12 protein-coding genes are annotated in these 16,454 nt (G+C 56.9%); all 12 read right to left on the minus strand.

The annotated features are described in order from the left end of the window. Positions 1 to 403 precede the first annotated feature (403 nt). The 12 genes from terL to EV561_RS00060 all read right to left on the minus strand — a co-directional run bounded on the left by terL (position 404) and on the right by EV561_RS00060 (position 16,369). Positions 404 to 2,125, minus strand: coding sequence for a phage terminase large subunit (gene terL, locus EV561_RS00005; protein ID WP_207910481.1), 1,722 nt, complete (start codon positions 2,123 to 2,125; stop codon positions 404 to 406). A 120-nt stretch (positions 2,126 to 2,245) separates the two neighbouring features. After that, positions 2,246 to 2,515 (minus strand): hypothetical protein, encoded by a 270-nt coding sequence (locus tag EV561_RS00010; RefSeq protein ID WP_132516383.1) that lies wholly within the window; start codon positions 2,513 to 2,515, stop codon positions 2,246 to 2,248. Positions 2,516 to 2,686: 171 nt separating this feature from the next. Further along, positions 2,687 to 3,271, minus strand: a complete 585-nt coding sequence (locus EV561_RS00015) for a hypothetical protein (protein ID WP_132516385.1) — start codon at positions 3,269 to 3,271, stop codon at positions 2,687 to 2,689. A gap of 8 nt (positions 3,272 to 3,279) precedes the next feature. After that, a complete protein-coding gene (locus EV561_RS00020; RefSeq protein ID WP_132516387.1) occupies positions 3,280 to 4,098 on the minus strand; it encodes a hypothetical protein in 819 nt (272 codons plus the stop codon). Further along, a complete protein-coding gene (locus EV561_RS38360; RefSeq protein ID WP_132516389.1) occupies positions 4,098 to 5,525 on the minus strand; it encodes a phage tail fiber protein in 1,428 nt (475 codons plus the stop codon). The genes EV561_RS00020 and EV561_RS38360 overlap by 1 nt, the downstream gene beginning before the upstream one ends. Positions 5,526 to 5,579: 54 nt before the next feature. Beyond that, complete coding sequence (locus EV561_RS00030; RefSeq protein WP_132516391.1) at positions 5,580 to 9,356, minus strand: hypothetical protein; 3,777 nt, start codon at positions 9,354 to 9,356, stop codon at positions 5,580 to 5,582. A gap of 3 nt (positions 9,357 to 9,359) precedes the next feature. Further along, positions 9,360 to 11,360, minus strand: coding sequence for a hypothetical protein (locus EV561_RS00035; RefSeq protein ID WP_132516393.1), 2,001 nt, complete (start codon positions 11,358 to 11,360; stop codon positions 9,360 to 9,362). After that, complete coding sequence (locus EV561_RS00040) at positions 11,360 to 11,635, minus strand: hypothetical protein (protein ID WP_132516395.1); 276 nt, start codon at positions 11,633 to 11,635, stop codon at positions 11,360 to 11,362. The genes EV561_RS00035 and EV561_RS00040 overlap by 1 nt, the downstream gene beginning before the upstream one ends. After that, on the minus strand, positions 11,632 to 11,883 hold the full coding sequence (locus tag EV561_RS00045) for a hypothetical protein (RefSeq protein WP_132516397.1): 252 nt from the start codon (positions 11,881 to 11,883) through the stop codon (positions 11,632 to 11,634). Before EV561_RS00045 ends, EV561_RS00040 begins: the two co-directional genes overlap by 4 nt. Before the next feature lie 456 nt (positions 11,884 to 12,339). Next, complete coding sequence (locus EV561_RS00050; RefSeq protein ID WP_132516399.1) at positions 12,340 to 14,793, minus strand: hypothetical protein; 2,454 nt, start codon at positions 14,791 to 14,793, stop codon at positions 12,340 to 12,342. Beyond that, complete coding sequence (locus EV561_RS00055; protein WP_132516401.1) at positions 14,793 to 15,386, minus strand: hypothetical protein; 594 nt, start codon at positions 15,384 to 15,386, stop codon at positions 14,793 to 14,795. Before EV561_RS00055 ends, EV561_RS00050 begins: the two co-directional genes overlap by 1 nt. 59 nt (positions 15,387 to 15,445) lie before the next feature. Then, positions 15,446 to 16,369, minus strand: coding sequence for a hypothetical protein (locus EV561_RS00060; RefSeq protein WP_207910482.1), 924 nt, complete (start codon positions 16,367 to 16,369; stop codon positions 15,446 to 15,448). Positions 16,370 to 16,454 lie beyond the last annotated feature (85 nt).

Below are 16,454 nucleotides of genomic sequence, written 5' to 3' on the forward strand. Positions count from 1 at the left end.
AGCACAGCGTCATCGATCTTGTCTTCGTCGATATCCATCAGACAACAATAGCACGCACGTCATGCGAATTCCTGTGGTCTACGCCGTATGCGTACGTATCTTCGGTGTGATCGTCTACCGAGCGTTGGCTTAAGCTGACCGGGTATGACCATGGTGGACCATAGAGGGGGTCTCCCTTATCGGGCTGGTCCCCTCCAACCATAGGCACCATTGAGCTGCTTAGGTATGACCTTGGTCTACCCTACCTACCCTTACCCTACCTAGGTAGGACCATGGTCTACCTAAGGTAACCTAAGGTAACCATGGTTTACCTAAGTATGACCATAGGGGACCCCCAGCTAGTGGGCAACCTAATCGAATAGGCCCCGCCAAGGCATAGGTCCCCCATGGTCTACAAGGGTTATTAGAAGAAGCGAAGGTATCCTGCCGAGGAGCCATCCCCGAAGTCATCAAGGAACTTATCCAGTTCAGCTTGAAGAGCGTCGTCCTTAAGCTGCTTAGCAGAGGTACGGTCGTTGCGGGACAGGAACTCCACCCAATAGGCGACAGCCCCAGCCAGAGCGTCAACACGGTCATCATGGGCCAGAGAGCCCTTCTGAGCGGTGAGGCGCGTAAGCTGGTACATGAGGCGCATGTAGGTCTGCTCCTCCTTAGCGTAGCCGTCTGTGGACGTGTAGTCCCATTCAATGACAGCCTCGTCCACGATGAGCCGGTGCTGGTTCATGATGGGTTCCAAGGTGTCGATGATGCGGACTTCCTTCTGGTTCTTTGCCCACTCGCTGTCCTCGATCTCAACCTTGTAGGTCGACATCGCTTCGTTGCGGAGGAGCTGAGCGAACATGCCGTCACCGAAGTTAGGCTCAACGATGATCTTGTTGACCTTTTGCTTCCGAGCGTCGTTCAGGATGTTCAGCAGGACGGACTTGTCGTAGCCCTTGTTTCGAGCAACACCCATCCCGGTCAGGAACAGGTTGCCGTGAAGGTGCTTGACGGTTGCCCATACGGTTTCGTCACCGCCGCGACCAGAGGGGTCCACGAACATGACCGAACCCTCATAGGGCAGGCTTTCCTTATCCCACCACATAGGCTTGTGGTAGCGGTCACCGGGCAGCCCTACGGCTTGCAGATGGTCCAACCGCTGTTCAGCGCCGGAAGCCCATGACATCGCCTGTGGTGCCCTGTTCTTGTCCAGAGGCATGACGATGAGGTCAGACAGCCGCAAGGGGAACTTGTCAGCATCGGACAGGCTCGTATCGAGCATGAACTGTAGGGCGAAGCCAGAGCGACCATAGGAAAGCTCACGTTCACTTAGGTCCGTATCGGAGAAGCGTTGGGGGTCCGTGGACTTTCCGGAGATGTCCTCACCCCGGTCAGCAGCCTCAGCCATGGCCTTGGTGATCATCGGTGCCAGTCGTGGACCGTACTTGGCTAGCTGCTCTTCCGTGGGATACCTGGCTGGCCATACGCGCATGACGTAGCCACGCTCTGGTAGCACGTTGTAAAGCGACTGTTCGGACTGAGGTGTACCAAGGTAGATGATGCGGCCACCCGGCTTCAGAACGGCGTCGAACTCCTTGACCTTCTCGCCAAGCAAGTCGCGCTTGATCTGGGTATCGGAGTTGTTCGGAACTTCAATGTCGTCCGCAATCAGGATGTCAGCACGGCTACCCGCGATCTGCGAGTTGATGCCGAGGGACTTGACTGACGGAGCGTGGGACGCGGTAGCTGGACCAACGTCGAAGGCAATCTTGGATGAGCGCTGGTCAGGACCCGGTATCAGGTGAGCGCACATAGGCATCTCAAGAATGATGCGCATGGTGAAGGTGGAGAAGTCATCCGATCGGTTCTTGGAAGCCGAGATGACGAGGATGTTCAGGTTGGGGTTCCTGAGGAGACACCAGACGACGAACGCCGAGGTGACCCAAGATTTACCAACGCCACGGAAGGCTTCGATAACGGAGCGCTTCGGGCCATGCTGTAGGAAGTCTGCAAGGTCGTACTGGACCGGCGTCGGCAGCTTGCCATCAAGGAACTGCTTCCAAACGAGGTACAGGAAGTTCTTAAAGGTTGAGAGGATTGGGTCTGCCTGCTGAGTGAGCGAGGTAGACGAAAGTAGTTGCGTCACTAATTATCCCGATAGTGGAGGCGTATGGACACAGGGAGGCCCACTGACGCGTTTCTAGGGTCAACGATGAACAATCTATCGTCAGACGTAAGGAGCGCGTCAGTGAGCCGCTATGGTGATTTAATGGTAGGCTTCGGTGTTGTCGTCTTCAGGTAGGCCGAACGGAAGGTTCTCAACTATGGAGTTCACCTTCTCGCTCTTGCCCGGTGCCACGGTCGTCCCGGTGTCCTTCAAGAACTGCCGGATGACGTTAAAGGTGGCCGCGTCGGGCGTAAGCTGGACGATCTCGCCATCCTTGTTCACTGCGGTCCTACCCTCCCTTAGGAGCTTGGATAGACCATCAGCGAATGTGTCAAAGAGGCTTTCGAGTGCGTTAGTGTCTGTTTTCATTGTACTTCTTGATCCAATGTGCGCACTGTCCAACGATCTTGATGACCAGCCACATAGCGCCGAGAATAGGGGTAACGGTAGCGGCAACCTCGGAAACCGAAGTCAAGCTCGGCAACCAGAAGGGTGTCATAAGTGCGGTAGTCGCAACTACGGTGGTGTTGTGTTCCACGGTTAAACCTGAGTGTTTGCTGCCCATAGCCACAATGTATCGAGCTGTTCGGGAGTGATTTGGTAGGTGTCGCTTAATGAGACAACCAACGGGTTGAGGCGGATGAAGCCAGAGCATTCGTCAAGGTCGATCAAAGCGTCCTCGCGTTGGTCTGGGTCCGGTATCTGGTTGAGTTGGGTCACAATGTCGGCCTTGTAGACGCCGATCTCACGAGCCGCTTTCCAGAAGACAGTCGGGAGAAGGACCGGGTATTCCTCGCGGCTGAGGACAGGATCGGTCAGGGTTGACCCATTCCACCACTTGCCATAGACGCTACCACCGGGGCCACGGGTGTAGCCTCCGGTTTCTGCTGTGGACAAGCCAAGGATTGTCAGGTCCGCTATCTGGGAATGCTCTGGGTCAGCTTCCATAGAAACAACTCGGCCATTATCAAGTATAGCCAAGTAGTAATCAAATACAGGTTGTGCCTTATAGGCGTCATGCCATTCGACACCGTTGGCGTCATACATGACAAGGATATCGACGGGGCTGCCGTCTGGCATCTCAACGGTCTCCTTACGAGCCGTGAGTTTACCGAAGTTGAACATGGGTCTCCTTAGAACGGGAAGGCGGCGAACCAGCCACGGGAGGGGATGTAGAGCTGAGGCTGACGGAACCCGAAGGCGTAGGCATCACTGTCACGGCGGGAAGCCATGGTTATGACGTAGGCGCTGTAGGTGTAAGTGCCACCCGTGGACGCCTGTTGCTCGATGTATCCGGCCATCTGAGAGCTTGTTACGCAATTGGCGGCGTAGGCTGAGGCGCGATTTTCTATGCGGCCATTGATGTCGCCTAGCTGTGAACACCAAAGTGCACCTGTGTCGTCCGTACGGAACGCCCATCCACCTGTGCTGTTGAGGAAGCCGATGTTGGTCCCGTCGTGGTAGAGGTAGCGGGTCTTCGCGGTGTTGGTGCTTGTCAGCTTCACCTGTGGCGTTGTCATCGACACCTCAACAACTCCGGTGATCGTGTCGCCAGCCTTGTTGACCGGGGTGTACCCAAGTTTGGGCTGATATGAGGACGGATCGAAGTTACCCTCATACCAGATGTTCTTCCCTGCATAGGTGAACGTCGTGGGCGATACCGACAGGATGCGTGAAGAGCCAGCATAGAAATCATGGTTGGCGCTGCTGACATAGTTCAGCGTACTCGTGGTGATACTGAAGCCGAATGCCGTGCCCCATAGAGCAATATGGCGAGTAACCACGGTCGGACCTGTTGCCGAGTTAGAGCCGAAGCTGATGCCGTTGGTGAACGCACCACCTGATTTAGGCATGTAGCCCGACAGGTCGACGGCAGCGGGTATGGGTATGTCAGCCTCGCCGGAAGGGGCCGAAACCCCTCCCCCAAGATTGATGAAATCCTCAATGTTCATTAGCTTACACGCTGGATAAGGCCGAAGCGCGTACCGTTGTTATCTTGGACGAACACCCCACGCTGAACCCAACCAGCCGGAATACTGGCAACGTTGACGAACCGGAAGTTACCATAGGCACCATCGGCCACCGGGAAGGCACCAGAGGGACCCTGAGGACCCTGAGGACCTTGAGCGCCCTGAGGGCCAATAGAGCCGGTAGCGCCGGTAGCGCCGGTATCGCCCTTGGCACCTTGCGGACCAGTGGAACCCTGAGGACCAGTCGGGCCAGTCGGGCCGGTAGCGCCGGTCGCACCAGTGGCACCAGCGTCACCCTTCTTGGCCACAAGGGACCATTTGGTCGTGGTGAGGCTAGGGTCTTCACCAAGGCTGTTCGTGGTGGAAGTCATGTAGTAGGACGAGCCTCCCCAGAACACGACATCCTTACGGACATACGTGACCGTAGACGACCATGTTCCACGGAAGTTCAAGCCGCTGCCTTCGGGGCCTGTAGCGCCCTGAGGACCCTGCGATCCGGTATTGCCTTGGACACCCTGCGGACCCTGCGGTCCAGTAACGCCAATAGGACCCTGCGGACCCACGACACCCTGCGGACCTTGGACACCTTGGATACCCTGAGGGCCAACGCCGAAGCCAACGCCGTGGGACCAGTTGCCTGAGGTGCCGTCGATCTTGAAGTACATCGTCTGCGTCGTCAGGTCTAGGAAGGCGAAACCAGCGGGTTCATTGTCGTACAGTGAGCGGTCTGCGGTCGCACCAGCAGCGTCGGGCTGGAAGGCAGGACCTACCGGACCAACGTCACCCTGAGGACCCTGCGGTCCCTGAATGCCTGGAATACCCTGAGGACCCTGCGGACCTGTGATGCCCTGCTTGCCCTGAGGACCTTGGACACCATCGGGGCCGATCGGACCTTGGTCACCAACGGGACCCTTGTCACCCTGAGGACCCTTGGGCATGTCTTGGTCGGTGTAAATCTTGAATGCACCATCAGCATCGAAACCCATGACGCGGTTGCGCCGGTCCTCGATAGAAGGCAGAACGAGGTTCACGCGGCCAGCATCGCTTTCCGGTGCGATAATCGTAGAAGTGCTTATGTAGACCGCAACGTCCTCAGCCTCCTGCGCGACATACATGGACTGCAAGGCTTGCCGGTTCAGGTCCTCAGCTCGAAGGGACGCACCGTTGCCGATGGTCGTCAGGGGTTCGGATGCCGGGGTCTCGCGAACGATCTTGATCTTGTTGCCGGTAGGGATAGCTTGGTTGAAGCGGAGCGAGTAGGTCCCGGTCCAAACGAAGTCACCGAAGGGCTGACCGGAAATGTAGACCTTGACGTGATCGCGGTCTAGGTAGGGGAAGTCAAAGGTGTAGTCTAGCTGTGTCCCGTTGCTGTCATAGTAGACATAAGACAGGATATCGGTAGCTGCCATAGTATTCCTTGTTAGAGAAAAAAGGGGCAGGCCAAAGACCTACCCCGTTGTTACTTAGTTGTCGTCACCAAAGAGACCTACAGCCCTCTTGCGAGACTGAGGTGTTCTTGGGTTCAAGCCAGAGATTGCGTAGTTGAAGCCCTGCAACGCACCGAAGGCATTGCCGAACGGCATAAGCTTCCACAGCGTACGCGCTTCCTCCTGAGACATATCCCCGTGAATGAGACCCCTACCCGCGTTGATAGCGTTCGGAACGTCATCCATAAGGCCACCCGTGGGGTTGCCGGTGAGGATACTAGATGTCTGCCCGGTCGTACGGGAGTAGGAGAACAGCGGCTTGTATCCCGCCATCGGTATCGTGCTATCGATCAGCATGGGCAGGATGGATGAGACCCCAGCCTTAGCAAAGCCAGCCGTGGCCAACTTGGCGGGGCTTAGGCGATCCTGAAGGAACTTGTCCGCGTCGGATCGGCCAAGGGCTTGTTCGCGTGTCTGCACCTCGTAGACCATGGCCCCGATGAAGGAAGCCAAAGCTGCATTGATGAGGGCCTCAGGGTCCCTCTGGTGGAGGAGCTTAAGAGACTGCTTGACGTAGGACGCGGCCATGAAGGTTCGGAACTGTGTCAGAGCTTTAGCAACAGGGTGACCCATCCACTTGATAGAATTACCAAGCTGGTTCTGCTGTATAATTTCAGTAGACTTGCGATAGACTGCGCGGCGGAAAGCCTCAGCGGCTTCCTTGTCCTTCCAGTTGTCAAGCTTAAGGCCAGCAACGCGGGAACCGTTCATCTGAACTGACTTAGGATCACGAAGAGCAACCTTGATACGCTCAAACATATCCTTGTCCAAACCAAGGTCAGCAAGCCTGCTAGTGGGCAACTTTGCTTTACCAGCGGCAGCATTGGCGAACTTCTGGATAACCGCCTTGTAGGCCCAACGTTTGCTCAACGTATCAATGCCTTCCATGCCGGAAATCTTACCGGTGATGCGCTGTCCCTTATCGAGCAAGGTACTCACACGGTCCTGCCAATGTCCCCTTCCGTTGGCTACGGTGTTCAGCATCTCGTCGTACTGTTCGTTCGGGGTCCTATGCCAGCTTTCGGTACCAGCGCCGAAGATAGCCTCAACGTCGTCACCGAAGCCGTTCCGCAGATGCGAGACACCATCAGCGCCGATGATACGCCGCATGTCAGGGAGCTGCTGTGCCATGGCCTTGATGCCGACAGAGCCGACGAGGTTGCCCAACTCAGGGAGTTGCGCGAGGCCAACTTGGTTCATCATGCGGATGAAGTTGAACTTACGGAACATCCGAAGCGCCCAACCGGGATTAGTCGCGTCGAAGTCGTAGGTCTTGGTCCCCTTAATCATGTCGTAGGCGTATTGTAGACGATCACGGTCAGCTTTGATCTGCCGTGGGGTCTGACCAGCATCAGCGCCCTTTCGAGCGATGTCGTCTAGGTGCTTGGCCCATTCCTTGTCGGAAGTGATACCGTCCAGTATGGTTGCACCATGCGCCACTACCTCACCAGCCTCATCCTTAGTGTCCGCGATTGCAAGCTTCATGCGAGCCATGGCAATGTTGCCGGATGCACGGCGGATGTACTTCTGTGCGAGGTATTCGGTGTTCTGGTTGAGGAAGTCCTTAACGGAGATATCAGCGTCGTGGACTTCGCCAGTCTTGCGGACCCGTGGACGATACGGGAGGACATACTCAGGATCGATGAGCGACCGCCGCTTGAACGGTTTGGCGTTGCCGGTATCAGAACCCGCCTTCAGGTTGTCAGCCTCATAGTTCTTGATGAAGTTGTCGGCTTCGCTCTGGGTCAGCGATCCGGTCTCCACCAAAGACTGAATAGCGTCTTCCATGTTGTTACCGGAGACACGCGTAAGGAAGTCCCTACGGCCAACCCCTGCCCCACGTTCCTTGATGGACTTGAGGAAGGCACCGGCTAGACGATCTAGCTGCGGTTCGTCCAGCTTGGCGTTGGACCTGCGCATACCGCCCTTGATGAGATTGTGGAGCGTACCGTCCTCGAAGTACTCATCCCCCAGATGGACCTTTTCGTTGTGCCATTCGTGCGGGATGTAGTTCTCGTTTGCCGGGGTTTTGTCAGCGCCCTGCACTGGTCGACCAACGCCACCTTCGCGGACCAAGGGGTTCTTCTGTAGTTCTAGGGTTTCCCTGAAGACACGGGCAGTATTGTCACCCGCAACCTTCACTTCCTTGGCATAGAAGTCAGACTTGTTCAGCCGTGTATCTTCGATGTACTTGAAGACCTGTTCGTTGAACTCGCGTTCGGTTCCACCATTGGCAATGAATGCCTGCTTTTGTGGCCGATAGGTCCGGTTGAACGCTGCGCTGAACTCTTGCTGAAGCATGGCTTGGTCTTCGTCGGCAGAGCGGCCATTGATGTTCGGACCAATGACACCCGTTCCCTCGTTAAGCATCCCTTCCGCCGTCTTACGGGCAGCCGGGTTCTGCGACTTGTCGACCATAGCCCTCATGTCAACGCGACCTGCTCGGAAGGCAGACTGAGGTGTATCACTATGTTCGAGCATCTGAAGCGGGTTGTCATCGTCAAGGAAGCTGCCACGGGTTGGTGCGGGTGCCGCGCCCATCGCCCCACGAGCCGGGGGAACATACGGGACGCCTTCATGCTGTGCGATGACCTGTTCGCCAATCTGCTTGAAGCCCCGTGCCTCAGCCGCCGTAGCGGTGCTGCGACCAAGGGAACCGACGATACCGCCGAGACCGGCCCCGATCACCGTGCCCATCATAAGGTCGGCCTTGGTGGCGTTCGGGTTGAAGCCATAATTGACGGCAGAGGTTGCGAGACCAGAGGCACCACCGGCCAACGCGGCAGATAGGACACGACCAACGCGGACCCCGTACTTCCCAAGGGTAAGCTCAGGTGCAACTGCCGAGACAGCAAGGTCCGTGGCAACGTTCACAGGGTCTAGCGCTTGATTAACGAAGTCGAGCGCGGTGCCCGTAAAGCCAGCCTGAGAAAGCCTTTGGAGACGATCCCGGTCAGCCTGGGCGTCCTGAATGGCCTTGGTGTAGCCAGCCTGAGACGTGGAACCACCGAGGAACTTGGCATAGCGTTCAGGGTCCAGATCGGCAGCCTGAAGGTCCGTGGCCAGCTTGTTCTCATCCGGCTTCACCCAATTCGGGTCAGCCTTGTAGGGATTGCTGTTGAGGATCATGGCAAGGGTGCTGTTCTGGTTGAACGCATCCTTCTCGGTCTGCCAGAGCGTGGGGGCTTCCGGCTCATCAACACGCTGGGTACCAGAGACAGCTTGGTTGGGGTTCAGGGGAACTTCGGTGTCTGCCGAGAACTGGACCCCCGCCGAGACCTGAGGGCGATACGGAGCGCTATCCTCAGCGGACTGCGGTCCACCAAGGATGATGTCAGCTTCCTGCGAACGACGGCCTGCATTGATACCGCCGTTGTCATCGGATCGACCACGGACAGCGTTAGCGATCGCGTTGACATCCCCGGTCTGGGCAGCGGCAACCACGTCATGCGGAAGGCTGCCATAGTTGTACGTGGTGGACGTGAGTGCTGCCCGAACATTTCCGGGAAGCGATGCCCATTTGTCGGAACCTACCTGATTAGAGGCAGTCCTTTCAAAATCCGCGGTGCGTCGTGCGATGTCCCGTTCGCTGTCCTCACGGGTTACCACGGTGTCGCTGGTTATCGGAACGACAGTCCCGTCTTCGAGGGTCGTCGTGTCTGAACCGTAGCCAGCACGGTATGCGTTCTTGTCCCACTTGGCGTGGTCGATATAGCCTTCAAATCCCTTGATGACGGAAACTGCGTCGGTCAATTCTTACCTCTTTGCTGCTGCTTTGATTGCTGCGTCTCTACGAGCCTGTGTGTCGGCTGCGCGTTTGTTGCGAAGATCGTTCGCGTTGAAGATCACTTGGTTGTGGTTGTCGTCTAGGATGTCGTCCAGACCGGACTTGGAGACCAATCGGAAGTGGCCACCGCTGTCACCGTTCACGCTTCCGAGGGGCAGGATCGCGATGTCAGATGCGTCAATACCGTTGGCCTTGAGCGCCTTGGGGTTCTTGGCTGCCCAATCGTCAACGAAGCTCTTCACGGTTGGCTGGAAATCGTCATCGGCAGTGAAGCCGTTAATCGAAGGAAGCATCACGCCGTTGTAAATCAGGGATGACTTCTGGACAGCATCGGCTGCCTTGTTGAGCGCATCCTCATGGTCCATGCCACGGGCGATGAAGCCACGGGCTAGATACTCAACCTTGTTCTCGATAGCCGAATAGTTCCCCGGCTTGGACGAACCCCAGCCGAACCAGCCCGTGCCCTTAACGATACCGCCCATGAGGCTATCGATCCGGCTTTGGTCATCATTGGTGAAATGGGTGTTCGCACGGTAGACAGGGTTGGACACCTCGGAAGCGAAGTCCATGGCTTCCTCATCCGAATAGGTCGTGCCATCGGCGTTCGGGACAGTCTTGAAGGCGTTGAAGGTGGCAAGGGCGTCCTTGTCCTCCTGCTTCTGAACGTAGTCCTGAAGGCTGTTCTGGCTTTCGTTCAGCATCCACTGTCCGGTCTTGAACTTAGTGAGGAGCTGTGCCCTCGCCTCAGGATCACGAACGTTTGCCGAAGACAGCATGGCGGCGATGCCGTTGACCTGAGACTTCAGCTCTGGATGCTGTAGGCCAGCCCGACGAAGGTCAGAGAACTCACGGGCCATCTGCTGAGAAGGGTCCTCATGCCGCTGCTTGGCGACAAGTGCCGAGTTGGCTAGGTAGCTTGCCGTGGCTTTCTTGCTGAAATCCTCAGGGGAAACCTCGGTGACACTTCCGTCCGCATTGGTGAACGAAGGTGGCTTAAGGCCCGTGAAGGTGTGGTTCAGGATCGCACCAGCGCCGAGGTTGCCCAAGGAGTTACCGAAGTCGACCTTAGCCTTCTTTTGGATGGCAGCGTTGGCCGTGGTGATGATTTCCTGCGCACGGTCGGCAGTCGTCGGGTTGATGAGGAAGCCGGTCTTGTTTCCGTCCTTGTCCGTGGACTGCGAATTAGCCAGAGCCAAGGCGAAGTTCGGATTGGTCTGGGCATTGTCACGGGCAACAGCCAGGACGGTATTGTCGATGTCCTTTTCGGTGATGCCAAGGATACCTTGCTGACCGATGTTACCGTACTGTGCCCTTACGGCGGCTACGGTGGCTTCAGGGCTATCACCGGCCTTGATACTGTTCGTCACCGTGTTGCCGATGAGGGTGTAGGCTGCGGTGTGCGCCTTCTCAACCGTCTGCTGGTTGGCGACATCATTCTGGTGACCCACTGCCCAATCGAACAGCGGGTTCGTCTGGCGGATAAACTGAGTGGCCTGAACCGGGTTCATACCAGCCGTAGCGTCACGCTGCCTCTTTTCGAGGAAGTCTCGGATAGGCCCATCCTTGGCAGGATCGTATTGGGTCTTTACGTAGTTCTGGGTGTCCTCGCTGTACTGGCTACCGAGCTGCGAACCAACGGCAGCATCGATACCGGCTTGCTTCAGAGGGTCAGCATAAGCGGGGAGACTTCCATCGGCACGGGCCTTGGCAATCTGCTCCTTCGTCATTCCGCCGATCTTGGCTTCCTCAAGGGCAAGGGTCTGCTTATCGGCTGCCGATTGCTTCACCGCAGCAACCTGACCATAGGTGTCGATAGAGGTGCTGAAGCCAGCCAAGGATTTCGCAAGGCGGTCTAGGCTGTCATCCATCGGTGACCGGGCCGGTTCCGCATAGGTATCAACCGGGGATGCCTGCGGTGTCAGACGGTCATTGAGACCAAGATTGGTGTTAACTTCGACGCGTCCCGCCATTACTTCTTCCTCTTTAGACTATCCGAGTACGCATCAAGGCCCGTGCTTGCGATGCCGATGGCATATGGCAGGAACGACGGCTTGGCTGCTTTCTGTACGGAGTTGATGCGACCTTCAGCCTGTGACTTAACGCCGTCGAGCTGCGACCGAAGTTGATCTTGGGTCATCGCTAGGTTCTGTTCGTTGGTGCGCTCGAAGCGGCCTTGCTGTGCGTTGTAGTCCGCGATCAGGCTGTCCACGGTGATACCGGATATACCGGCCTCACCAGAGGTCACCGCAGCGGTACCACGGGCCTTAGCGTCTGCTGGTTGGCGTCTTCAAGATCGCGGGAGGCGGCTGCCTTTTCCTGCAACATCCGGTTCTGGATAGCGGCATACTGGTCAGATGCAGCGGCATTGGCTTCGATACGGTTGTTTTCGGCTAACTGGTTTTGGGTCTTGGCTTGCTGGGTTGCGCCCATGAAGCTGGTGACCTGACTTGCTGCCCCGATGGCGAGGCTGGCAAGGGATACTGGATCACACATCGGGGGTCCTTAGTTTGACAAATTCGATGAAGGGCCTCCGCTCAACGCCGTAGTCAGGGACGACACGGAGGAGCGAAAAGCCGCAATGTTTGATGAAGTTGACGTGGACGGTGTTTCTCTGGTCCACATAGTTTCCCAAAAGGGCGAAGTGGTCGTGGAGCATATCGATAACCCCATGCAAGTGGGCAACCATATATCTGATATGCTTCAGCAATTCGGGAGAGGCTAGCATCCAGACTGCCCCTGATAGTGGGCAACCTTTTACAGGGATGACGCCTATGGCAGCCTCAGGGCGACCGTCCACGGTCCAGACCCAGCAAGGGCCTAGACCAAGGGCAGACGGAAGGGAGACTTCAGGGGAAACACCGGAAGCGGCTAGGCATTCTGCGGTGTCCTCTGGTCGAAGCCGTGGGGCTAGGTCGACCATATCGGCCAACGTAGCCTCACGAAATTCAATCATTGTACCCTTTGCGATTTGGTGACGTAGTTTGCGGTCCACTCGGCTGAGATGATCGAAGACGGCAAGTAGCTATCGTTGACCAGCTCGACAGAGCATTTATCGTTCTGACTGAGTAGCGGGATGTCCAGCACTCCGTCGCCCATGGTTATGCTGTCCGTCTTGTTCAGCGGATCGCCCATGACACGACCGTTGGTGGCGTAGGCCCTCATAGCCATCCCCTGAAGCGTGACTTCCGCCCGAAGGTAGGCAGTCTTGCCGTAGCGAATGAGCAACCGGACCAACTGAAGGCGTCCTTCGGTCCTGACGATCGGTACCCCGGCTGAGCTTGTCTCGCGGATGTAGATCGTTGAGAGGCGGAACCGGCTGGTGTAATCTAGACCTACGAAGATCGGAACGTCCCTCAGGTCACCGACGAGTGAGAAGGTGGTCGCGGTGATATCGACAGGGTGGAGAAGCAGACCGGGGCCTACATTGGTTCCACCAGCGCCGCTTACGAGGACGAAGGGCGAACTAGAGATATCTGCGGTGACGATGGTCCTGTCCGTGAGCGGATTGTAGGTGCGACCAGACGGAGGCAGGGTGATGCGGTGATCGAGGTTGACCGTGAAGTCCAGACCGTCGTCCGCATTGCCAGCCTGAATGTCTACGCTTTCGATCCATATGTGGCCGCTGGTCGTCTGAAGCAGAACGTACAGGGTGCTTTCTATGAACCAGAAGTCGTGGATCGTCTGCACGTCCGTGAACTCCCAGCGGGACCACGAGGACTGAACCTTGCTGCGCTCCTGATAGAAGTACTTGTAGACGTAGAGACCGCCGCCACCTTCGTCCGTCTGAACGATCAGAACGTCTTCATGGGTGGAAGCTCGAAGCTTGACCACCTCGCCCTGAAGGAACAGCGGCACGTACCCGGTGACATCCTCGGCTTTACCTACGTCACTTGCGGGGTCGATGGTGTACTCGCGGATCATCGAATAGCGACCGCGCTTTACCGGGAAGTAGATGTTGTCACCCACGACCACCGGCCTGCACCGGGACGACATGCTGTATGCCGTGGACGGCTTTATGTTGACCGTCTTGTAGGTCAGGGTGTCGCCACCGGCTAGCATGTCCTGAGTGTTATCCGAGAACAGAATGAGCCGGTCAGCAAAGCCCACGGCAGAGCGCAAGACAGAAACGTCGGTCTCCGAAGAAGCCACGTCAATGGGGTCATCGTCCTCTGTGGTCGTCGCGGTCGTCTTCCAGAAATCGAAAGGTCCACCAGAGCGACCAAGGATGGTATTCTCGCCACTGAGGAAACCGAGCCGGTTCTTGAACCAGATGATATCGGAGACTGTAGCGCCAACGAACGAAGGGCTTGGGCTGGTAACCTCGTCACCGCAGCGCCGCCGTTCCCAGCTTACCGGGCCAAAGGTGAACGTCCCATCTTTCTGACGGACCAGTGCGTGGGGCATGGTTTCGCCGTCAAACGCGATGGCTGTCCCCGGCTTCGAGATTTCAACCCAACTGCCGCCGACGATACCGGAGCCGTCACCGGACACCGGAGTGAACCGGACGTAGTAGTCATCGTAGGCCGTGGTGACAGAGCCTTTGACCTTGATGGCAACACCGGGGTAGCCGTAGGCGGGAAGGTCTGTGAAGTCTTGGGTCTCATACTGGATAGCCTTCATGGCGTGGCCGTTGTAGCCGTCCTCGACCGAGATGGTGAACGGGGAACCGGCCCTGAGGTAGATCACCCCCTTCCCTGCCACGATAGAGAAGCCGGAAGTGTTGGCTGCTAGGTTCTTGTCGGTGGCCTTGTAGACCCACGCCGTGGTGTTGTTCACGGTCTTACCTAGGTCTTGGGTCTCGCCGGTTGCCAGACGCCTCGCGATGTAGGACGTGTCGACACCGGGGCTTTGGGCACCAGAGGTACCATCAGGCGTCGAATAGGAAGCGACCACGGCACCGTTGATGGAAATCGTGTAGGTCTTGCCGTAGTTTCCGGCCATGACGTAGACCATAGCCTCGTAGGGTTGCGCCGGTTCCACCACATTGGCGTCCATGGCGACCATGCGTTGCTGGTTGGTCATGTAGGTGTAGTCCCCGATGGTCGACGTACGATACGGCGGTTCGGGAAGGTTGCCGGTGTATTGGAGATACTGAAGGCCACCGGGGTACGTCACTTGTCGCTCTTGGCCGTCCAAGGTGAATACGCGGACACCAGTCTTGGACCAAACGGTCTCGTAGCGTTCGGTTACGTCTCGGTTGATAGGGTGGCAGTGGACCGGGTTGGTGGTGAAGTCCCCGACGATCTGAGGACCACGGACAAGCGGCGGACGCTTAATGAGACCATCGACAACCGTAGAATGCGCGTTGAGCTGATAGTCCCCCTGAGACGAAAGCCGCAGAGCCATAGCTTGCTGCGACACGCCATTGATGAAGTTCGGGATAGAACCTGAAATGCGAGCCATTAGGTACGCGCAAGAAGGCCCTGCATGAACGTGCTATCGGTGAGCATGTTCGGGTCATTGGTATCGAGTTCGGCTTCGAGCATGGCAGCCTGTGCGATCAGCTCATCCTGCTCCGTATAGGAGTGGACCTGACTGTCACCGAAGTATTGGTCTTGGTACTTCCGCGCTGCCCTTATGACGCAGTAGTTGGCCACGATCGGTGGAAGCTCATCAAAGGCGAATGCTAGGACGATATCGAGGGAGACAGGCTTATCCCAGACGAAGCTGTGCGTGTCCTTATTGTAGAGCTTGGTGCCCCTCTGGACGGCATTGGTATCAGCATCGTCGCCATCCGTGTCGACCTTCAGCGTGTTCCTCGGAAGGATGATGAAGCCGTTCTGGTCGGGGGAGATGATGTAGCCGGTTTCGTTGTTGAACGACAACCCCTGCGTCTGGACTTCGATGAGCGTAGCGCGAAGGGTATTGCGAGCTAGAGAGGCGTCGGTCACCTCTACGTCGTCCAAGGTGCTGATGGGCGCTTGGGTGGACGTGGCAAGAATGACGTTGATTGCCTCTAGCTCTGTGAGCGGTGTGATACCGTCAAGTGCAGACATAAAGGTTCCTTAAACGAAAAAAACCGAGGCCCAATTAAGGACCCCGGTTGGGTTAGTGATTAAGCGGTTGCAAGCTCGATGGCGGCTTCAGTACGAACCGGGCCGTGACCCATGGCGTACTTGGCGACGAACAGAGTGCCCTGACGGGAAATCTGGTATTCGCTCTCAGCCTTCAGGTCCATCAGCTTGACCGTGCCAACGGCAGAGCGGTGCATGATGAGACCAGCGGTTTTGCTGAAGTCACCGACGTACTTGCCGGTCGTGATGTTCGTGTTCGGCAGGTTGGCCGTCTTGATCGGGAGGATTTCCGCGATCATTGCGACCGTACCGTTTGCGTACGAACCTTCACCACCCCAATCCTTGTTGATGACCTTGGTGGTCTTGACGAGGGCGTAGTACTGAGCAGGCTTCATGAACGAGTAGCGTTCCGTGGTCGGGACGAACTTGTCATCAAGAACAGCGGCGGCGTCGAAGTGGGCATCTGCGTACGCCTGTGCGTCCGTGAGGAAGTTGGCGTTGGTCAGCTTGCCGCCACCGGGGAGACCAGTGACACGAGCGGCACCACGGGAAGCCAAGACACCGTTGATAGCAACGTTGCGGTCGAATGCCTGGGCGAGTTCTTCACCCATCTGCTTGGTGAATTCACCGCGAACGTCGACATGAAGCTTGGCTTCTTCGATGTTGGCAATGAACGTCTGGGTCAGAAGCAGGTCGTCAATGGTGATGACAACCTCGTTGACCGGGATCGTGCCACCAAGGATTTCCGTACCCGGCGTATGGTAACCAGCGTTGTTCGAACGACCAGTTGCGTAGAACGAAGCAGACTTGCCGTTGGCGATAGTACGGACCTGATGCTTGTCAACGAACTGCGAGGTCTGCGAGAATGCGGTGATGATTTCACCCGTTGCGACCTTGAGGAACAGTGCATTGGTATCACCAGCACCGTTAGCCTGACCCAACGGGGAAACAATAGCGTTAGCCATGTAGTATAAGTATCCTTACGATTTCTGAGGTGGACTATAGTCACCGCCTAAAAAGGTCAGTGTGACTTGCTCAGAACGTCGAAGG

The sequence above is a fragment of the Rhizobium sp. BK376 genome, assembly GCF_004341625.1.
Taxonomy (GTDB): domain Bacteria; phylum Pseudomonadota; class Alphaproteobacteria; order Rhizobiales; family Rhizobiaceae; genus Rhizobium.